Genomic DNA, 20,187 nt, shown 5'->3' with positions numbered 1-20,187 from the left:
GTGCCCCCAGCAGGATTCGAACCCGCGACACATGGGGTAGAAACCCACTGCTCTAATCCACTGAGCTATGGAGGCGCGTGCGCAAATATCTTATCTCAGCACCGAGCGGGTACTGAAATGGCAGGGTTGCTTTGTTGTGGGCTGGCGCGGCTTAGGACTCGCTGGAGGGGGCGTCCTCGGCAAAGTCCGCGAGGCGGGCCTCGGCGGTGGCAAGGAGGTTGGCCACCTCGAGGGCCACACCGTAGAGGTAGCGGCCGGCCTGGGTGGTGGTCACGCCGGTGCGGTTGCGCGAGAGGAGCTGGACGTTGAGGTCCTGCTCCAGTTTGCGCACAGCCAAACTAAGAGAAGGCTGAGTCATGTCGAGGGATTCCGCGGCGTGGGTGAAGGAGCCATGGTCCACCACCGTGCGGAAATAGTGCAGTTGGCGCGAGTTCATAGCAATCAATGTAGACGGTTCCTAAGAAGAACATACTATTTAGGTAAGAGAATGGGTGCGGCGGTAGACTGCCAACCATGACTGAAGCCCATGATTCTGCCAGCTCAGCGGCCCGCAAGGGGCACCTCACGGAGCCGCAAATCACACCTTCCGGGCGCGCCCGCAAGGCCCGCTCCTCCCGCCTGCTGCTCCTCAGCTTCGTGGTCTTCGCCGGCTTCGTCGGTGGCTTCATCTCTCTGTTCTTCCTTGCGGACTCCCTGGCAGCACTGGGCATCCCGGACCCCGGCCGCCTGACCACCTTTGGCCTGCCCTTCTTCCGTGGAGCCGGCTGGTTCCTCATGGCGCTGACCGTGGGCTCCTTTCTGGCCAGCGCGGTGCTCATCGCCCCGGCCATCCCCGAAAATGACAACGAGCAGCTCATCCGCGCGCGCCTGACCGTCGACGGTCACATCGCCGCGCGCACCGGCGTCTTTGCCGCGCTGGGCGTGGTAGTTGTCGCCCTGCTGGAGGTCCCCATGGTGATGTCGGATCTCACCGGCACACCCTTTACCCAGGTGCTCAACCCGCAGCTGCTGGGCATGGCGCTCAACCAGATTTCCACCTCGCAGGTCTGGCTGATTACCGCCGGGCTGGCGCTCGTGGTGGCCATCCTGGGCGCGACGCTGAAAAGTTGGGCCGGCCAGGTGGTGGCCTTCATGGTTTCCCTGCTGCTCATCGTGCCGTTGGGCATGGAGGGCCACTCGGCCTCCGGCGGTGACCACGATTACGGCACCAACTCGCTGCTCTTTCACCTTTTCTTTGTCACCCTGTGGGCGGGTGGGCTCATGGCGCTTATCGCCCATGTCCGCCGCCTGGGGCCGGGGCTTCCCACCGCGGTGCGCCGCTACTCGGCGATTGCCCTGTGGTGCATTGTCGCGGTGGCGGCCAGTGGTGTGATCAACGCGCTCATCCGCGTGGAGGTCTCCGATCTGTTCACCACCCGCTACGGCCTGTTGGTCTTGTCCAAGGCTGTGCTGACCCTGGTGCTGGCGGCCTTCGGCTTTGTCCACCGCCAGGCGGCCATCCCGCAGCTGGGTACCCGCCCGGCGGTGTTTATCCGCGTGGCCGTGGTGGAGGTCTTCATCATGGCCGCCACCGTGGGCGTGGCCATCTCCATGGGCCGCACCCCGCCCCCGCCGCCGCGCAACCCGAGCCTGAACAGCATGCAGATTCTCCTGGGCTACGAGCTCACCGAAAAGCCCACCACCTGGGGCGTGTGGGGCATGTTCCGCTTTGACATCATGTTCGGCACCCTGGGCTTGGTGCTCGCCGGGCTCTACCTCTACGCGCTGTGGCGCCTCAAGAAGCGCGGGCTGTCCTGGTCCGCGGGCCGCACCGCGTGGTTCCTCCTCGGCTCGCTGGGCATGACCGTCATCATGAGCACGGGCATTGGCTTGTACATGCCGGCGATGTACTCCATGCACATGCTCGTGCACATGATCCTTTCCATGGCCATCCCGCTGTGCCTGGTGCTCGGCGCTCCGCTGACCCTGGTGATGGAGGCCTTTGAGCCGGGCAAGCCTGGCCAGCCCACCATTCACGACGCCGCCGTGGCGCTGACCAAGTCCCGCATCCTGCGCTTCATCACGCACCCGGCGGTTAACCTGCTGCAGTTCATCTTCTTCCTCTACGTGCTCTACATGGATCCGCAGCTCTACCAGTTCGCCATCTCGGAGCATGCCGGCCACGTCATCATGAACTGGGTATTCCTCATCTCCGGCTACATCTACTACTGGGAGGTCGTGGGCCCCGATCCGCTTCCTTGGCGCGCGCCGACGAACATCCGCCTGGTGGTGCTCTTTGCCTCGATGCCGCTGCACCTTTTTGCCGGCGTCTACCTTATGCAGCTGCAGTCCGTGTTGGGCGAGGAGTTCTACCTCTCCCTGGACCTGCCCTGGCCGCCTGAGCTGCTCAAGGATCAGCGCGTCGGCGGCGGCATTGCCTGGGGCTTTGGCCAGTTCCCGCTGGTGGTGGTCTTTGGCAAGCTTTTCCTGGACTGGCTTCGCGACGATCGCGCGACCGCCCGGCGCCACGACGCCAAGGCTGACATCGACGGCGACGAGGACCTCGCCCAGTACAACGCCATGCTGGAGCAGATGAGCCACGGCGATGACACCAGCTTCCGCCAGCATTAGAGGGCGTCGTCAAGCAGCCCGCAAGCAGCCCGCAAGAATTCCTTAAACAACACAGCCCCGCCTGCGTCTGCCCACCTGTGGATCACTCTCAGGGGGCGGGCCGCGGCGGGGCCTTTTTGTTGACGCGGACAACGAGTTATCCACAGCCGCGCAGATGAGGCGTTGTGCGCAGTGCGCGCGTGCGGCGATGATGCCTGCTAAGGGAGGCGTTCCTCCCGCAGCACACGCAGTCATTGCATACGCAAGCACTCACACTCAAACACTCACACAGAAGGCAAGGAAAAGAAATGTCTCAACTGCCAATCACCATGACCGGGCGCCTGACTCACAACCCAGAACTGACCAAGGTCAGCGCCGATATGTACAAGACGCGCTTTCGCATCGCATCCTCGCGCCGCTACCCGGTACAGCAAAAGGACGGCCCGATTGAGTGGCGCGATATTGACCGCATCTTCCTCGACGCGGAGGTGTGGGGCCAGACCGCCATTAACGTGAAGAAGTCCCTGTTTAAGGGCATGCCCGTCATCGTGGTGGGCTCTCTGGTGACGGATTTCTGGAAGGACCGCAACGGCGTGGAGCAATCGCGCACCTTCCTCAAGGTCAACCAGGTGGGGCTGGATCTCAACCGCTTCGTGGTCAGCGCCCTGAAGGTGGAGACCGTCTACGATCAGGAGGGGATCAAGCCGCCATGGATGGGCAACAACCCGCCGGAGCCGGACATCGACCGCACGGCATCCGCTGAGGACACCGCCGCGAAGGGCGAGAACACCGAGAGCACTGAGAGTACCGAGAGCACCGAGAGCACTGAGATCGCCGCTCACGCCGACGGTGACGCCCCAGAGCCGAACGCGGAGCAGGGCCTGGAGGCCGCCGAAGCAGAGTTGGAGGCAATGCCCGAAGTAGCAGGCGAAGCAGTGCCTGCAGCGGAGGCCGACGTGGAAGCTGAGGTCGAGGCTGGGGCTGAAGCAGAGATTCGCGAGGAGGTCTTGGTCTAGGCGGCGCGGGCCTGGCGTGGCAAAGTCCGCGCAGAAACCACGGTCTTGCCCGTGTGATGTACTCTTTGTACTGATTAGAACCATTCCACATGAGTATGTAAAGGGTGAAGCATGGGCGAGTTCATCTACACGATGAAAAATGTGCGCAAGGCTATCGGCGATAAGCTGATCCTTGATAACGTCACGATGGCCTTTTATCCAGGCGCCAAGATCGGCGTTGTGGGCCCCAACGGTGCAGGTAAGTCCTCGATTCTGAAGATCATGGCCGGCCTGGATCAGCCTTCCAACGGCGAGGCCTTCATCGACCCCGGCAAGACCGTGGGCATCCTCCTGCAGGAGCCGCCGCTGAATGAAGAGAAGACGGTGCGCGAGAACGTCGAGGAGGGCCTGGGAGAGATCTTCGAAAAGAAGCAGCGCTTCGAGGAGATCGCCGAGGAGATGGCCACCAACTACACCGACGAGCTCATGGAGGAAATGGGCAAGCTCCAGGAGGAGCTCGACCACGCCGATGCGTGGGAGGTTGACTCCAAGATTGAGCAGGCCATGGAGGCCCTGCGCTGCCCGCCGTCCGACGCCCCCGTGACCAACCTCTCCGGTGGTGAGCGCCGCCGCGTGGCCTTGGCCAAGCTGCTGTTGTCCGAGCCGGATCTGCTGCTGCTCGACGAGCCCACTAACCACCTCGACGCCGAGTCCGTGCAGTGGCTGGAGAAGCACCTTGAGGATTACCCGGGTGCCGTGCTGGCCGTGACCCACGACCGCTACTTCCTCGACCACGTCGCCGGCTGGATCTGTGAGGTTGACCGCGGCAAGCTCTACCCCTACGAGGGCAACTACTCCACCTACCTGGAGAAGAAGGCCGAGCGCCTCGAGGTGGCTGGCGCTAAGGACAAGAAGCTGCAGAAGCGCCTGAAGGACGAGCTCGCCTGGGTTCGCTCCGGCGCCAAGGCGCGTCAGGCCAAGAACAAGGCCCGTCTGCAGCGCTACGAGGAGATGGCTGCGGAGGCCGAGAAGTACAAGAAGCTCGACTTCGAAGAGATCCAGATTCCGACCCCGCCGCGCCTGGGCAACAAGGTCGTTGAGGTCAAGAACCTTACCAAGGGCTTTGATGGCCGCGTGCTCATCAAGGATCTCTCCTTCACCCTGCCGCGCAACGGCATCGTCGGCGTGATCGGCCCCAACGGCGTGGGTAAGTCCACCCTGTTCAAGACCATCGTGGGCCTGGAGCAGCCGGATTCCGGCACGGTTGAGGTCGGCGAGACCGTCAAGCTGTCCTACGTGGACCAGGGCCGCGAGAACATCGACCCCGAGGCCACCGTGTGGGAGGTCGTCTCCGACGGCCTGGATTACATCCACGTGGGTCAGAACGAGATGCCTTCGCGCGCGTACCTCTCCGCCTTTGGCTTCAAGGGCCCGGATCAGCAGAAGCCGTCCAAGGTTCTCTCCGGTGGTGAGCGCAACCGCCTGAACCTGGCTCTGACGCTCAAGGAGGGCGGCAACCTGATCCTCCTCGATGAGCCGACTAACGACCTCGACGTCGAGACCCTGGGCTCTCTGGAAAACGCTCTGGAGAAGTTCCCGGGCTGTGCAGTGGTCATTTCCCACGACCGCTGGTTCCTGGACCGCACCTGTACCCATATCCTGGCCTGGGAGGGCAACGTGGAGGAAGGCAAGTGGTTCTGGTTCGAGGGCAACTTCGGCGACTACGAGAAGAACAAGGTCGAGCGCCTCGGTGAGGAAGCCGCTCGCCCGAGCCGCGTGACCCACCGCAAGCTGACCCGCTAACTGCACCATCGCAAGGGCGCCCACAGACCTGGGCGCCCTTCCTTGTTCTTTGTTTGAGCTAACCCTGTTTGAGCTAACCCTGAATCATCCCCTTATCTGAAAGAGAGCACCCCCATGGCACAGGACACCGTCCACGCACACAACGTTGAGGTTCGCTGGTCTGACTTTGACATGTACGGCCACATGATGAACGCCAACTACATCGAGATCGCCCAGGAAGCGCGCCTGGCTTTTGCTAAGGATCACTTCTACTCCCAGGGCGTGGATCTCATCGCCTTCGTGCGACACATCGAGGCCGAGTTCCTCCGTCCGTTGGTGTGGGACGGCCGGCTGAGCACCATCCGCGTGGAAACCTCCGTGGTGCGCCTGGGCACCACCTCTTTCACCACCCGCCAGGAGATCAAGGATCCTCAGGGCAACGTGGCCTGCGTGGTCAACTGCACCCAGGTGACCATCGACAAGGAGACCCAGAAGCCGCGCCCGGTGAGCGAGGAGGAGAAGAAGATCATTCTCGAGCACGCCGACGTGCAGCTCGAGAGCTAGAGCGCGAGCAGCAACGCAATGGTCAGCGAGTCACTGAAGCTGCTCAGCGGCGGCGAGAGCCTGCTTGCTTTGCTCTCCCGCGCGGTGGGCATCGATGCGGCGGCCTCGGCCCGCTTGCGGCAGCTCGACGCCGAGCTTGTCGACGTCTTCGTCACCACCCCCTTCGACGTCATCGCCGCCCGGCGGGTGAAAGGGGAAGCCTCCCGTGATGGCGCCGTGGTCTCCGCGGGCAGCCTCCACGACGGCCTCAAGGCCGCGCTGCGGCAGGCGCGCGAGGATGAACACGAGGCGGACCGCCGGGAGGACCGCGAGAAAGAGAAACGGGAGAGCCCGGCGGCCGCCCAGCCGATGCTCGTGGAACTGGGCCCGCCGCGGGATCCCTCGTGGCCGGGGGCGCTGCCGCCGACCAGCGGCTTCACGCTCATCGATACGTTGCCGGTGGACGTGGTGCGCGAGCTGGCGGATCAGGGGCGCAGCCTGGCCCGGCAGTTCTCCGGGCCGCTGGGCCCGCCGACGAGCCTGCTCAACCAGGCTGTGGTGACGGTCAGCGCGGGCGAGCAGCAGGTGGAGATCCCCATGCGGATGATCTTCGCCTGCACCAGCCTGGGGCTCATCCCCGGGTTTTCCGCGCCCCTGGATATCCCGCGCTACCTGCGGGTCTCCGGCAAGGGCCGGTGGGTGCGCGTGGACGCGCCTTTTGGCAGCGTCTACCACTCCACGCGGCTTTCACTCTTCTAGAGCAGCAGGACACCGAGCAGGGCCGCGCCCACGGCCACCGACCACGGCGGCGCCTTGAGGTGCAGCGCCGCGAAGGCGGCCACGGCCACGCCCGCTGAGAGCCAGCCGGTAACCCCGTGGGTGAGGATCGGATCCCACAGCGCGGCCAGCAGCAGGCCGATGACCGCCGCGTTGATGGCGGCAAAGGCGTTGCGCAGCCACTCCAGGTGCTGCCAGCGCGCCCAGAAGTGCAGGGCGGCCACCGTCAGCAGCGCGCCCGGCAGGAAGATGAGCACGGTGCCGAGGATGGCTCCGCCCACGCCGCCGTCGACGGCCCCCAGGTAGGAGGCGAAGGTAAACAGCGGGCCCGGAACACCCTGGGCCACGGAGTAGCCGGCCAGGAACTCCTCCTGGCCCAGCCAGCCCGCGCCCACGAAGGTGGATTCCAGAAGCGGGAGCACCACGTGGCCGCCGCCGAAGACCAGCGCGCCGGACTGGTAGAAGGCGTTGGCGCGGGTGATGAGGTAGGCATCGCTCAGCCGCGAGAGTGCCTCCAGCCCCACAAGCAGCACAAAGAACGCAGCCAGGCAGACCCAGGCCACGGGCGCGCTGACCCCGCGCAGCACGGTGGCGGAGTCCTCCCGCTGCGCCACGCCGAGGCGCCCGCGGGCCACGGTGGCGCCGATGACTCCTGCGCTCACGATGACGGCCAGCTGCCAGGAGGAGCCAGCAACGATGAGCAGTACAGTGCTGAGCACGGCGAGCACCCAGGCCAGCGGCGTGCGCAGCAGCGTGCGTGCCATGCCGAGCGCCGCATGGGCCACCACACCGGCCGCGGCGGCAAGCAGGCCGGCGAGGGCGCCGTGAAGGGCGCGGTCAAGCGGGCCCTGACCGCCTGAAGGGGCGACCACCAGGCCGCAGAGCGCCATGATGAGCGCGGAGGGAAAGGTAAAGAGGAACCAGGAATAGGCCATGCCGGCAACACCCGCGCGGTGGTAGCCCAGCGCCATGCCCACCTTGGAGCTGGCCGGGCCGGGCAGGAATTGGGACATGGCCACGAGATCGGCGTAGGAGGACTCGTCGAGCCAGCGGCGGCGCTTCACAAACTCCGTGTGGAAGTAGCCCAGGTGGGCCGCCGGGCCACCGAAGGCGGTCCAGCCCAGGGGGAGGAAGGAGCGGCGAACCTCAGCGAGCGCGCGCCGGGGCGGGGGAGTGTGCGCAGGGCGCGGATGGGGAGGGTGAGACGGCATTCCTTGAATGCTAGTGGGGCCGGGGTGATCCCGCAGGGCGAGAGGAAGCGGCAGTGGGAAAAGCCACGCGAGCCATAAGTGCATCACACTGACAAACCAAAGTGTGCCGCGTTACACTGTGGGATGGAATCATAATCAGTTTCTTTTCTGTCCAACCTTTCATCCATCCCAGGGAGGAACATCGTGCGTATTGGCGTGCCCAAGGAAATCATGAACAACGAAAACCGCGTGGCCCTGACCCCGCCGGCCGTGCAGACCTTGGTCCGCGACGGCCACGAGGTCCTGGTGGAAAGCACCGCGGGCGCCGGAGCGTCCTTCCCGGACGCCGACTACGAGGCGGTGGGCGCAACCATCGTCGCCACCGCGGAGGAGGCCTGGGGCGCGCAGATGGTGGTCAAGGTCAAGGAGCCGTTGGAGTCCGAGTACGGATTCCTGCGCGAGGATCTGCTGCTGTTTACGTACCTGCACCTGGCCGCCGATAAGGCGCTCACCCAGGCGCTCATGGAGGCGGGAACCACAGCCATCGCGTATGAAACCGTGAGCGATTCCCACGGCACCCGCCCGCTGCTCACTCCGATGTCCCAGGTGGCCGGGCGCCTGGCCGTCATCGAGGGCACCCACCACCTGCTGTCCACCCAGGGTGGGCGCGGCCTGCTGCTGCCGGGTGTTCCGGGCACCAAGCCGGCGCGCGTGGTGGTCATCGGCGGCGGCCAGGTGGGTGCCTCGGCGGTGGCCATGGCCCACGGCCTGCGCGCCGAGGTCACCGTCCTGGACCTGGATCCCTTTGTGCTGCAGCGCTTCGACGATCTCTACCACGGCACGGTGCGCACGCAGGTTTCGGAGCCGGCGACCCTGGAGGAGGAGCTGCTGGAGGCGGACCTGGTCATCGGCGCCGTGCTCGTGCCGGGCGCTGCCGCCCCGAAGCTGGTGCGCGAGGAGACCGTCAAGAAGATGAAGCCGGGCGCTGTGCTTGTCGACGTCGCCATTGACCAAGGTGGCTGCTTTGAGAACTCGCGCAAAACCTCGCACGACGAGCCGACCTTCCGCGTGCACGACACCCTGTTCTACTGCGTGGCTAACATGCCGGGCGCGGTGGCCAATACCTCGGCGCGTGCGTTGGGCTCGGCCACCCTGCCCTACGTGCGGGCGCTGGCCGCCGGCGGCTACGAGGAGGCCACCCGGCGCCACCCGGGCCTGGCTGACGGCCTCATGACCCGCGGCGGCGAGCTGCTCTCCGCGCCGGTCAAGGAGGCCCTCGGACTCTAGACCCGGTGGCTCTAGCCCGGGCGGTTGATGAGCATCGCCGCTACCCGCTGCATATGATCCCAGATCATGTGGCGGTAGGCCGACGGGATGGTCTCCTCATCGATCTGGGCTAGGGAGTTGCCCATGAGCTCCAACCAGCGGTCGTGGGCGGCAGAATCCACGGGAAAGTGCGCGTGGCGCATGCGCAGGCGCGGGTGGCCGCGCTGCTCGCTAAAGAGCTGCGGCCCGCCCCAGTACTGGGCGAGGAACCACGTCAGGCGCGCCTCGGCGCCCTCCCAGTCATCGGCGGGGTACATGGGGCCCAGGATGTCGTCCTCGCGGACTTGCTCGTAGAAGCCGTGGACGAGAGCCTCGAAGGTGGGCATGCCGCCGATGGCCTCAAAGACGCTGGTGGGTTGCATGGTTTCTAGTTCTCCTTGCTGTGCGGCAGCTCATCAAAGTCCACCACTGTCAGGCCCTGGGGGTACGGGGTATCGATGCCATTGCGGTGCATGGCGTTGAGGATCTTGGCCTGCATCTTGCGCTGCACGCTCCACTGCTGGCCCGGCAGGGTCTTGACGCTGATGCGGAAGGACATGTGATCCACCTCGAGGCTGGTGATGCCGTTGACGTCCGGCTCGCTCAGCAGATCCTCGCGGATGCCCTCCTCCTTGGCGGCCTCCATGGCCGCCTGCTCGATGACGCTGAAGGCCTTTTCTGGATCGTTGGACAGGGCCGCGGGCACCTGGATGCGGGCCACGGAGTATTGGTCGGAGTGGTTGGCCACCTGCAGGATCTCGCCGTTGCGCACGTACCACAGGGCACCGTCGATATCGCGCACGGTGGTGATGCGCAGGGAGATGGACTCGACGTCACCGAACACACCGTTGCCCAGGTCGATGCAGTCACCAATCCCGTACTGATCCTCCAAGAGCATGAAGATGCCGGAGAGGAAGTCCTTGACCAAGGACTGGGCGCCGAAGCCCAAGGCGACGCCAACAACACCGGCGGAGGCCACCAGCGGGGCGATGTTGATGCCCACCTTGTCCAGGATGGCCAGGCCCGCGCAGACCCAGATGAAGATGGCCACGGCCGAGCGTCCTACGCCGGCCAGGGTCTGGATGCGGGACACGCGCCGGGCCTCGTGGGTCTTGGCCAGCGCGGTGTCCTGCTGCCGGCGGTGGCGCTTGGGCGCGATCTGCGAGCGCAGGCTGCCACTCTTGATGCTGTTGTTAGCCAGCTGGGTGATCAGCCGGCGCAGCAGCCAGTGGGCGACAATCGCGATGATGAGGATGATCGCGATGTGAATCGGCCTTTCCACCAGCCAGGTCTGCACCATCTCGTTATCCCAAAAGGAGCTCACCGTCTCCACGGCGGAGTCGGCGGCTGCAAGCGTATCTGTGTTCATACCAACTTTCGTGTCGAGGTCAGTTCGCTCTACCGATAGTAGGCGGGCTTATCCATCGCCGGTCAAGCGGCAGGTCTAGCCCAGGGCGGCGTCGAGAAGCGAGGCGGCCGTGCGATCGGTCTCCTGCAGCATGAGCGGATCGGTGCCTGGCATCGGGGAGATGGTGGTATCGGGCCACTGCGAGTAGGTGGGGATGCCGATGATGTGCAGGCGCGGATCCTCGCTGCCGTCGGGGCGCACCACGCGGCGGCGCCAGGTGGTCTCCGGGGAGCCGGTGGGGTGGCCGTGATCCGCAAAGGGGCGCACGCGCTCGCGCAGGGACACCGCCAGCGGATCGGCCGGGCGGCGCACGTCGGGGGAGTGCATCCAGGCGTCGACAAGCCAGGCGCTGCTCGCGCTGCGGGCGCCGGAGCGCAGGCTAAAGCCCTCCTCTCCCCAGTCCAACTGGGGGCGCGGGCCGAGGAAGGTGACCAGGCCGGCCTCGGCCAGGGCGAGCAGCTGGCGGGTGCGAAACAGCGGTGGGCCGGAGCCGACCATCTGGCCAAAGGCCATGAGCTCCGCGTAGGCGCCGGTGCGCGACTCCCAGGTCATGCGGCCGAAGGAGCCGGCGATGGAGGAGGGCTTGCGTGCTGAGGAGATCACCCACAGTGCGGACTTGAGCGGGGAATCGGCCGCGGCCACGGCCTCGGTGATATCGCCCGCCAGGCCCGCGGTCACGGTGCGCTGCAGTTCTTCCTGGCTGAGCTTTTCGGTGCCGCGCAGGGGCTGGGCCCAATGGGCAAGATCGAGCGGCTCGGCGGAGGCGCCCTCCAGCGCCTGGCGCAGCTCATCGGCTTGGCCGGCCACATCGGCGGCGGCGAGCTCGGTGCCATCGATGCGCTGCAGGATCTCCTCCAGCGTCCAGTCCAGGGCGGCTGGGTTCACGCGGGCCTGGGTCTGGTAGTACTCCGCGTAGGCGTCGCGCACGATGGCCGGCAGGAGCACGCGGCTGAAGTCTAGCTCCGTGCTGGAGTTGCGGCTGTCCTCCTTCCACCGGCTCAGCGCGGCACGGAAGCGCACGAGGCCGGCCTTGGGCGGCAAGGCGTGGTATTCGGACTTGGGGATGTAGGGGTAGCCGCGCCCCGAGCTGACCACAAAGTGCGGCTCGCGGCCGGAGGCCTCGTAGCGCAGCCCGGAGGCGGTGGTGGGATCCGCGTGGAAGACGCCGCCGCGGTCGATGGTGCACAGCGCCATGACGTCGAAGAAGCCCATGCCCAGCCCGCGGACTAGGACCTTCTCCCCGGCGGGGATCTGGCTCAGCGGCTGCTCCACGGGGTTATCGGGGCGCACCCAGTGCAGCGGGTGCTCGGCGGTGGCTTGGGCGAGGGCGCGCTCCTCCTCGGTGGGGCCGGGGACCTGCCAGCCGCTGGCCAGCACGGTGGCCGCGGCGCGCAGCTCGGTGTCATCGGCCAGCGTGATGAGATCCTCGTGGCCTTCCGGGGTGATGCTCACCGCGCGGGTGTGGTGGTGGCGCACCTCGACGTGCTCCGGCAGCTGAGCCAGGGCCACCTCGTAGGCCCAGCGCAGGTAGGCGCCGTAGAGCGCGCGGGAGGGGTTGGACTCGGGGCGGGTGGCGTCGAGCTCGCCGCGGAAGGATGCGTTCGCGGCGGCCGGGTGGGCGTCGTAAAGCGCCTGCACGGCGGGGGAGATGCCGGCGCGCTGCCCGCGCAGCAGCTGGATCCACTCGTAGAGGATGGGGCCCTCGAGCACCGGGGCGCTGACGGTGGAACCCGGCTCGGTGAAGAGGGTGACCGCCCCGGCCAGGGTGTTCATGCACAGGGTGCGGGTCTGGGTGGTGTCCCAGATGCGTCCGGCGCCGGGCTGGGAGTCCTCGATGAGGTGGAGGATCACGCGGGGAGAATCCGGGCGGGCGCGCAGGTGGGCCGCGAGCCTCTCGACGGTGGAGATGCCGCGCGGGCCCATGCCGACGATGGCCAGGGCGGCGGGGGAATCGGGCTGCGTCATTTTATTCATCCTTACTCAAGCGGGCGTCACGCTCGTGTTTAAGAGCATTCATGGCCCGTTGTATAGACCGTGCTGTCTGTAAAAGGAATACTAACATGTCTGTTTTGTGTTACGTTCACTAGACCGTTGTGAGATCTTGGCGCCGGTCACAGTCCAGGCGTCTGCGTCACACGCGGTGTGTACGCCAACCACCAAGCGAAAGTAACAAGACCATGACACGCATGCGTTCCCTCACCGCCCTGCTCAGCGCCGTCGCCCTGCTCAGCGGCTGTGCCTCCGGGCCCGCCACAGGCGCTGACCCCGGCGGGGGAGGCGACGGCGATAACGTGCTGACCTACCTCGAGCCGCAGTTCTTCCGCACGCTCTACCCGCCGGCGGCGGGCTTTTATCCCAACGGCGGGGTGGTCAACCAGCTCACGGACAGGCTGCTCTACCAGGATCCGGAAACCCTCGAGCTCTCCCCGTGGATCGCCACCGAGATGCCCGAGGTCAACGCGGATGCCACCGAGTACACCTTCACCATCCGCACCGACGTGACCTACTCCGACGGCTCCCCGCTGACCGCGGAGAACGTGGTGCGCAACTTCGACCTCTATGGCAAGGGGGACAAGTCCCGCACGCTAACCGCCTCGGAGCAGATCTCCCACTACGACCACGGCGAGGCCGTGGACGAGGACACCGTGAAGTTCTACTTCTCAGAACCCTCCCCGGGATTCCTGCAAGCCACCTCCTCCTACAACGCCGGCCTGCTGGCCGATACCAGCCTGGACCTGGACAATGAGGGCTTTGGCCCCGGTAACGCCGCACGCGTCATCGGCTCCGGGCCCTTCGTGGTGGACTCGGAGAAGATCGGCACCGACTTGGTGCTCAGCACCCGCGAGGACTACGACTGGGCCCCGCCGGCGGTCACCCACCAGGGCCGGGCGGACATCGACGGCATCCACTACATCCTCGCCGCCGAGGAATCCGTGCGCACCGGCGCGGTGCTCTCCGGGCAGGCGGACATCGCCCGCCAGATCTCCGCGCCGCAGGAAAACCTCCTGGAGGACAAGGGCGTGCGGATCGTCTCCCGCGGTACCAACTCCATCAACAACCAGCTGGGCTTCCGCTTCAACCACCCGCTGCTGCAGGACAAGCGCGTGCGCCAGGCCATCATCCACGGCGTGAACCGTGAGGAGATCCTGCGCGTGCTCTTCTCGCCGACCTACCCGCTGGCCACCTCCTCGGTGGCCAAGACCGGACTGGGCTACAAGGACCAGTCGGCGGCCTACACCTTCGACCCCGAGCAGTCCAAGCGCCTGCTCGATGAGGCCGGCTGGGTGCCGGGGCCAGACGGCATCCGCGTCAAGGACGGCACACGCCTGGTGCTGCGCTCCAACACCGCGCTGCCGCAGCCGCGCTCCAAGGAGGTGATGACCATGGTCCAGGAGCAGCTGCGGGAGGTCGGAATCGGCATCGAGATCAATCCCGGCGACCAAGCTGCGCAGAGCGCGGATGCCAAGCAAATAGACAAGGTGCAGATTTATCACATCATGGTCGGCCGCGCGGACTACGACGTCATCGCCTCCATGTACTCCATCAACAACCGCGACGGCCTGCTCAATCAGGACGAGGAGGGCAAGCCCATCGACGCCCACCTGGAGCAGCTGCTGGACAAGGTCACCTCCAGCCCGCGCACCGAGGATCGCGAGAAGGCCGTGCAAGACGTCCAGGACTACCTCACCGAGCAGGCCTACGTGCTGCCGCTGTTTGAGGAGCCGGTGGTCTACGCCGTGGCCCCGGGCGTGGAGGGCTTTGCCCCGGAGTCCGTGGCCCGCCCGTGGTTCTACGAGGTCAGCCTGGATAAGGAGCAATCCAAGAACAGCCGAGAGGACGGTGCGAAGTAAATGACAAGAAAGCAACTACTCGCCCGCATCGGGCAGGCCCTCCTCGTGCTGCTGGTGACCTACACCGTGGCCTTCTTCTTGCTCTCCGCCCTGCCTTCTGACGCCGTCATGTCCCGCTTTGGTGACCCCGCCCTGGGGCTCTCCCAGGCAGAGATTGAGGAGATCCGGGAGGAGATGGGGGTGGATAAGCCGCTTCTGGTGCAGTACGTCACCAGCCTCGGCGGCTTCCTCACCGGGCACTTTGGCAACTCCACGCAGTCGGGTGCGGCGGTGTCCACGCTCATTGCCGACGCCCTCCCGCACACCCTCCTGCTCGCCGTGTGCTCGATGGTGCTCGCCGCGGTGGCGGCCTTGCTCGTCGCCTTCCTGGCCACTCTGCCCGGCCTGGGCGGAATTGCCACCTTCTTCCGCGGCCTGCCCTCGTTTATGGTCTCGCTGCCGGGATTTTGGATCGGCATCCTGCTCATCCAATTCTTCTCCTTCCAGCTGGGCTGGGTGCGGGTGATCGAGCCCTCGACGGTGGAGGGGCTCATCCTGCCCACGCTGACGCTCTCGGTGCCCATGTCCGCCCCGCTCATCCAGGTGCTCATCCGCTCCATCGATGAGACCCAGGCCATGCCCTTTGTCCAGGCCGTGCGCGCCCGCGGCGCCTCGGAGGCGTGGATTTTCTGGCGCAACATCCTGCGCAACTCGCTGCTGCCCGCGCTGACCATGGTGGGCCTGCTCTTCGGCGAGCTGGTGGGCGGCGCGGTGGTCACGGAGACGGTCTTCGGCCGCACCGGCCTGGGCACCATGACCGCGCAGGCGGTCTCCAGCCGCGATACCCCGGTGCTGCTGGCCGTCGTAATCATCGCCGCCACGGCCTACGTGGTGATCAACCTGGTGGTGGACCTGCTCTACCCCGTACTCGACGTGCGGCTGCGCCGGGCCGCGCACACCCGCCAGCCGGCCGCCGACAGCCCTGATACCCATAGCTCACTCGAGCAGGCCGTACCCAAGAAGGGAGCCCACGCATGAGCACCGCAGTGACTAACTCAACTCAGTCATTCCCTGCACAGTCCTCCGCACCCCTGCGCCGCAACCGCCGGCGCGTGGGGCGCGCCCAGCGCAACCCGTGGACCGCCCCAGCCTCGATCGCCTCGGTGGTCATCCTGGTGGTGGCCTTCCTCGCCGCGCTCTTCCCCGGGCTCTTCACCACCGCCGACCCGCTGGCCGGCACGGACGTCGCCCTGCTGCCGCCGAGCTCTGAGCACTGGTTCGGCACCGACGCCGTGGGCCGCGATCTCTACGCCCGCGTGGTCTACGGCGCGCGGCAGTCGCTGCTCGGCGCGCTCATCGCCGTGGCCGTGGGCCTGGTGGTGGGCACCCTGCTGGGCCTGGTGGCCGGCACGCTGCGCGGGGCGGTGGACGCGGTGATCTCGCGCATCCTCGACGTCTTGCTGTCCATCCCCGGCATCCTGCTCAGCCTCTCCATCATCATCGTGCTGGGCTTTGGCTCCCTGCAGGCCGCGGTGGCCGTGGGCGCGACCTCCATCGCCACCTTCGCCCGGCTGGCGCGCTCCCAGGTGATCTCCGTGGCCCAATCGGAGTTTGTCGAGGCCGCCTATGGCGCGGGCTGCACCCCGGCGCAGGTGATGTTGCGCCACATCCTGCCCAACTCGCTGACCCCGGTCATCGCCCTGGCCACCCTGCAGTTCGGATCGGCCATCCTGCAGCTGTCCATCCTGGGCTTCTTGGGCTATGGTGCGCCGGCCCCCACCCCGGAGTGGGGACTCATCATCGCCGAGGGGCGCGACTTCATGGCCACCGCCTGGTGGCTCATCATCTTGCCGGGCTTGGCGATCGTGGCCGTCGTGGTCTCCGCCAACCGGCTCTCCCAGAACTTCCGAGTGGAGGCATAACACATGAGCACACATTCTTCCGCCGCACCGGCGCTGCTTCAGGTCCGCGATCTCAACGTCTCCTACACCACTGCCGCCGGCGAGGTGCCGGCCGTGCGCGGGGTGAACCTGGAGGTCTACCCGGGGGACATTACCGCCATCGTGGGCGAATCCGGATCGGGCAAGTCCACCTCTGCCATGGCCGCCATCGGGCTTTTGGCCTCCAACGCGCAGATCGACGCCGGCACCATCAGCTACCAGGGCCGCGACATCACCGATCTCAGCAACAAGCAGTGGCGCCAGCTGCGCGGGACCTCTATCGGGCTCATCCCGCAGGACCCCAACAACTCCCTTAACCCGCTGAAAACCATCGGCGCCTCGGTGGAGGAGGGCATGGCCATCCACGGCGCGGGCGACGCCGCTTCCCGCAAGGCCCGCGCCCTGGAGTTGCTGGAGCGGGTGGGCATCGACCAGCCCGAGCGCCGCTACGCGCAGTACCCGCACGAGCTCTCCGGCGGCATGAAGCAGCGCGTGCTCATCGCCGCCGCGCTCTCCCTGGAGCCGGAGCTCATCATCGCCGACGAGCCCACCTCCGCCCTCGACGTCACCGTGCAGAAGGTCATCCTCGATCTGCTCGATGAAATGCGGCGCGAGACCGGCGTGGGCATCCTCTTCATCACCCACGACCTCGCGGTGGCTGGCGACCGCGCGGACCGCATCGTGGTCATGGAGCGCGGCCAGGTCCGCGAGTCCGGCCAGGCCGTGCGCGTGCTCACCGAGCCCCAGCACCCCTACTCGCGCCGCCTGCTTGCCGACGCCCCCTCCCTGGCCACCCCCGCCAGCCTGCGCCGCCCCGAGCCCACCGGCGAGACCATCCTGCGGGTGCGGGATCTCACGCAGCGCTACGGCGACTTCGTGGCCCTCGACGGCGTGAGCTTCGAGGTGGCCAAGGGCTCCACCCACGCGCTGGTGGGGGAGTCTGGGTCGGGCAAGACCACCACGGGCAGGTCCATCGCGCTGTTCAACCAGCCCACCTCCGGCTCCATCGAGCTGGGCGGGCAGGAGCTGACCGGACTGGGCGGCAAGCAGCAGCGCGCGGCGCGCAAGCGGGTGCAGCTGGTTTACCAGAATCCCTTCTCCTCCCTGGATCCGCGCCAGCCTATCGGGGAGGCCATCGCGGAGCCGCTGCGCAACCTGGCCGGGGCCTCCAAGGTCAAGGTGAAGCGGCGCGCCGAGGAGTTCCTGGACCTGGTGGCGCTGGATCCCAAGCACTACCAACGCCTCCCGCGGGAGCTATCCGGCGGGCAGCGCCAGCGCGTGGCGATTGCCCGGGCGATGATCGTGGAGCCCGACCTCGTGGTGCTCGATGAGGCCGTCTCCGCCCTCGACGTCACCGTGCAGGCCCAGATCCTGCACCTGCTTGCTGATCTACAAGCGGAGCTGGGGCTGACCTACATCTTCATCTCGCACGATCTCGCCGTGGTGCACCAGATCTCCGACACGGTCTCGGTGCTCTCCCACGGCCGGCAGGTGGAGGCCGGCCGCACCGCGGAGGTCTTCGCCCGCCCGCAGTCGGAGTTCACCCGCACGCTCATTGATGCCATCCCCGGTTCCCGCTACCGCGCGGGCGCCTACAACCTGGGGCTCTAAGCCAGCCCCGCACGCCCCCGCCCTCCTAATATGCCCGAACCCCCCGAAAATAAGGAGCAGACATGACAGACAACAGTAACCAGACAGACCGCAGCAACCAGACCGCCAGCATCAACCCGCTCGCCGGCGTCACCCCCGAGATCGCCGCCCTGCGCGCCCGCCGCGCCGACGCCCTGACCAACGCCCAGCTTTCCTTCCAGGCCCTGCTGGAGCCGGAGGCCACCGCCGCCTCCAGCGGTTTCAGCCACACCGAGCGCTACGCCGTGGCCGCCTTCCTCGCCGGCCTCTACCAGGCCGGGCCCGCCCACGAGTTCTACGCCGATCTGCTTGCCGACGACGCCCCCGCCTCCCTCATCAGCGCCGTCGAGGCCGCCATCGCCCACGCACTCGACGAGGGAATCTCCCAGGGCCCCTATGCGGGCGGCGGCTACACCACCTTCGAGGTGCTGGGCTCAGACGCCGAGTCCCCGGGGCTCAGCCCCCGCCTGCAGGCCGCCTTCGACTTTGCCCACCTGCTCGCGCTACACCCCAAGGACGCCTCCCCGGCGGCCATTGGCCACCTGCAGGCCGCCGGCTGGTCCGACGACGAGATCGTGAGCCTGGCCCAGCTCATCGCCTTCCTCTCCTTCCAGCTGCGCGTGGTGCACGGGCTGGCGGTGCTCAGCGGGAAGAACCCAGGCAGTAAGAACCCAGCGGCACAGCGCGTGCAGGAGGCGGGCCAGGGGGACGGTGACCAGGGGGACGTCGCCAAGCCAGCGTGGCAACCCCACGCGCGCACCCTGCAGCCCGCGGTCCACGCGCCCCGGGGCTTCGTGGCGCACCCGCTGGGCTGGAAGCCGTGGGTGGCGCCGCTGCCCGCCGAGGAGTTCACGCCCGAGCACACCGACGCCCTCATCCGCCCCGAGCGCATCAGCTCCGAGTACTTCCGGCTGCTCGCCCGCGACCCGGCCGCGCTCAAGGCGCGCACGCTGACGGACCTGGACATCTTCTACAACACCGACGGCGGCCTCGGCCGCGCCGAGCGCGAGCTGGCGGCGACGGTGGTTTCGCGCTTCAACGGCTGCGAGTACTGCGCCTCGGTGCACCAGCAGCGCTCCAAGGAGGAGGGCGGCGATGCGCAGGCCATCGACAGGCTGCTGGAGGAGGGCGTTGACGCCGACCTCGGCTCTCAGAAGTGGGACGCGCTGCGCGAGGCCGCCCTGGCGCTGACCCGCACGCCCTTCGCCTTCGACGCCACCACGGTGCAGCGCCTGCGCTCGGCGGGCCTGGATGACCTGGCGGTGATTGACCTCATCAACTCGGCGGCCTTCTTCAACTGGGCCAACCGGCTCATGCTCACCCTCGGCGCGCCGGATGTGCCGAAACGTTATCGCTAGCATGTGGGGGAGAGCAAACAGTATTTGCAGCCAGAGAAAGGGGCACATAACCATGAGCACCGCAGACAACACCCAGAACCCCCAGCCGGCCAAGGTGGCCGTGGTCACCGGCGCCACCGGCGGCATGGGCGTGGAGATCATCGCGGATCTCGCCCGCGACCACCAGGTCTTCGCCCTGGGCCGCCGCGCCGGCGAGCTGCCGGAGGCGCAGAACATCACCCCGGTGGCGGTGGATCTGCTGGGGCTGCTCGAGGGCGAGGAGCTGCCCGCCGAGCTCGCCAGCCTGGAGCGCGTCGACGTCCTCGTCCACGCCGCCGCCCGCGCCGATAAGCGCTCGGTGGACTCGGCCAGCCCGCAGGATTGGCGCGCGCAGATGGACCTCAACGTGCACGTCCCGGCGGAGCTGACCCGCCGCCTGCTGCCGCAGCTGCGCGCCGCGGAGGGCCTGGCCGTCTTCATCAACTCCGGGGCGGGCATCCACAGCTACGGCGATAACGTCATCTACGCCGCCACCAAGCACGCGCTCTACGCGCTGGCCGACGGCCTCCGCCTCGGCGAGCTCGGCATCCGCGTGAGCACCGTCGCGCCGGGCCCCACGGACACCCCGATGCTGCAGGGTCTGCAGGAGTACAACCCGGAGCACGTCATCGCCCCGGTGGAGGTGGCCAAGGCCATCCGTGCGGCTGTCGACGCCGGCCCCACCACCCAGCTCACCGAGATCCGCGTGCGCCCGCGCATTGAGCTGGCGCAGCGCAAGAAGTAGCTGCCAGAGCCAGGCGCTAGATCCAGGCCCCAGATCCAGGCCCTAGATCCAGGCCACAGTGGGGTGGCCAGCGGGGGA

At 67.2% G+C, this 20,187-nt stretch carries 17 protein-coding genes and 1 tRNA gene; 12 read left to right on the top strand and 6 right to left on the bottom strand.

What is annotated here, in order from left to right; genetic code table 11:
• Position 1 precedes the first annotated feature (1 nt).
• Positions 2-75 (bottom strand) — tRNA-Arg (locus tag Q4E25_RS09795).
• A gap of 76 nt (positions 76-151) precedes the next feature.
• Positions 152-436, bottom strand: coding sequence for a LysR family transcriptional regulator (locus Q4E25_RS09790; RefSeq protein WP_303156620.1), 285 nt, complete (start codon positions 434-436; stop codon positions 152-154).
• A gap of 77 nt (positions 437-513) precedes the next feature.
• Between Q4E25_RS09790 and Q4E25_RS09785 the strand changes: the two genes are divergently transcribed.
• The 5 genes from Q4E25_RS09785 to Q4E25_RS09765 all read left to right on the top strand — a co-directional run bounded on the left by Q4E25_RS09785 (position 514) and on the right by Q4E25_RS09765 (position 6,668).
• The gene (locus tag Q4E25_RS09785) at positions 514-2,610 is read left to right on the top strand and encodes a cytochrome c oxidase assembly protein (protein WP_303156619.1); all 2,097 of its coding nucleotides are present in this window, start codon (positions 514-516) and stop codon (positions 2,608-2,610) included.
• Between the two features lie 287 nt (positions 2,611-2,897).
• A complete protein-coding gene (locus tag Q4E25_RS09780; protein ID WP_303156618.1) occupies positions 2,898-3,605 on the top strand; it encodes a single-stranded DNA-binding protein in 708 nt (235 codons plus the stop codon).
• Positions 3,606-3,716: 111 nt separating this feature from the next.
• Positions 3,717-5,387, top strand: a complete 1,671-nt coding sequence (gene ettA, locus Q4E25_RS09775; RefSeq protein ID WP_303156617.1) for an energy-dependent translational throttle protein EttA — start codon at positions 3,717-3,719, stop codon at positions 5,385-5,387.
• A gap of 114 nt (positions 5,388-5,501) precedes the next feature.
• Positions 5,502-5,930: an acyl-CoA thioesterase gene (locus Q4E25_RS09770; RefSeq protein WP_368502626.1), complete on the top strand. Its 429-nt coding sequence runs from the start codon at positions 5,502-5,504 to the stop codon at positions 5,928-5,930.
• A gap of 18 nt (positions 5,931-5,948) precedes the next feature.
• Positions 5,949-6,668, top strand: a complete 720-nt coding sequence (locus tag Q4E25_RS09765; RefSeq protein WP_303156616.1) for a hypothetical protein — start codon at positions 5,949-5,951, stop codon at positions 6,666-6,668.
• Here Q4E25_RS09765 and chrA read toward each other — a convergent pair.
• On the bottom strand, positions 6,665-7,897 hold the full coding sequence (chrA, locus tag Q4E25_RS09760; RefSeq protein WP_303156615.1) for a chromate efflux transporter: 1,233 nt from the start codon (positions 7,895-7,897) through the stop codon (positions 6,665-6,667). The two genes, Q4E25_RS09765 and chrA, sit on opposite strands and share 4 nt — an antisense overlap.
• A 183-nt stretch (positions 7,898-8,080) precedes the next feature.
• Here chrA and ald point away from each other — a divergent pair, with 183 nt between their 5' ends.
• Positions 8,081-9,163 (top strand): alanine dehydrogenase, encoded by a 1,083-nt coding sequence (gene ald / locus Q4E25_RS09755; RefSeq protein ID WP_303156614.1) that lies wholly within the window; start codon positions 8,081-8,083, stop codon positions 9,161-9,163.
• A gap of 11 nt (positions 9,164-9,174) precedes the next feature.
• On the opposite strand, the gene Q4E25_RS09750 is transcribed toward ald, so the two are convergent.
• From Q4E25_RS09750 to Q4E25_RS09740, 3 genes are all read right to left on the bottom strand, one after another.
• Entirely contained in the window at positions 9,175-9,564 is a 390-nt protein-coding gene (locus Q4E25_RS09750; RefSeq protein WP_303156613.1) for a globin, read from the bottom strand.
• A gap of 5 nt (positions 9,565-9,569) precedes the next feature.
• A complete protein-coding gene (locus tag Q4E25_RS09745) occupies positions 9,570-10,550 on the bottom strand; it encodes a mechanosensitive ion channel family protein (protein ID WP_303156612.1) in 981 nt (326 codons plus the stop codon).
• Positions 10,551-10,625: 75 nt separating this feature from the next.
• On the bottom strand, positions 10,626-12,563 hold the full coding sequence (locus tag Q4E25_RS09740; protein WP_303156610.1) for an FAD/NAD(P)-binding domain-containing protein: 1,938 nt from the start codon (positions 12,561-12,563) through the stop codon (positions 10,626-10,628).
• A 203-nt stretch (positions 12,564-12,766) separates the two neighbouring features.
• On the opposite strand from Q4E25_RS09740, the gene Q4E25_RS09735 reads away from it, so the two are divergent.
• From Q4E25_RS09735 to Q4E25_RS09710, 6 genes are all read left to right on the top strand, one after another.
• Entirely contained in the window at positions 12,767-14,440 is a 1,674-nt protein-coding gene (locus Q4E25_RS09735) for a TIGR04028 family ABC transporter substrate-binding protein (RefSeq protein ID WP_303156608.1), read from the top strand.
• Positions 14,441-15,457, top strand: coding sequence for an ABC transporter permease (locus Q4E25_RS09730; protein ID WP_303156607.1), 1,017 nt, complete (start codon positions 14,441-14,443; stop codon positions 15,455-15,457).
• The gene (locus tag Q4E25_RS09725; RefSeq protein WP_303156606.1) at positions 15,454-16,341 is read left to right on the top strand and encodes an ABC transporter permease; all 888 of its coding nucleotides are present in this window, start codon (positions 15,454-15,456) and stop codon (positions 16,339-16,341) included. Before Q4E25_RS09730 ends, Q4E25_RS09725 begins: the two co-directional genes overlap by 4 nt.
• Positions 16,342-16,344: 3 nt before the next feature.
• Positions 16,345-17,970 carry an ABC transporter ATP-binding protein gene (locus tag Q4E25_RS09720; RefSeq protein ID WP_303156605.1) on the top strand — a complete coding sequence of 542 codons (1,626 nt, stop codon included), beginning with the start codon at positions 16,345-16,347 and terminating at the stop codon, positions 17,968-17,970.
• Positions 17,971-18,032: 62 nt separating this feature from the next.
• Positions 18,033-19,346: an alkylhydroperoxidase domain protein gene (locus tag Q4E25_RS09715; RefSeq protein WP_303156604.1), complete on the top strand. Its 1,314-nt coding sequence runs from the start codon at positions 18,033-18,035 to the stop codon at positions 19,344-19,346.
• A 52-nt stretch (positions 19,347-19,398) separates the two neighbouring features.
• Complete coding sequence (locus Q4E25_RS09710) at positions 19,399-20,109, top strand: SDR family oxidoreductase (protein WP_303156602.1); 711 nt, start codon at positions 19,399-19,401, stop codon at positions 20,107-20,109.
• Positions 20,110-20,187 lie beyond the last annotated feature (78 nt).

The organism is Corynebacterium sp. (assembly GCF_030532325.1).
Classification (GTDB): Bacteria; Actinomycetota; Actinomycetes; order Mycobacteriales; family Mycobacteriaceae; genus Corynebacterium.
Note: the sequence above shows the minus strand (reverse complement) of the source record. Positions and strands in the feature narration are given on the sequence as shown.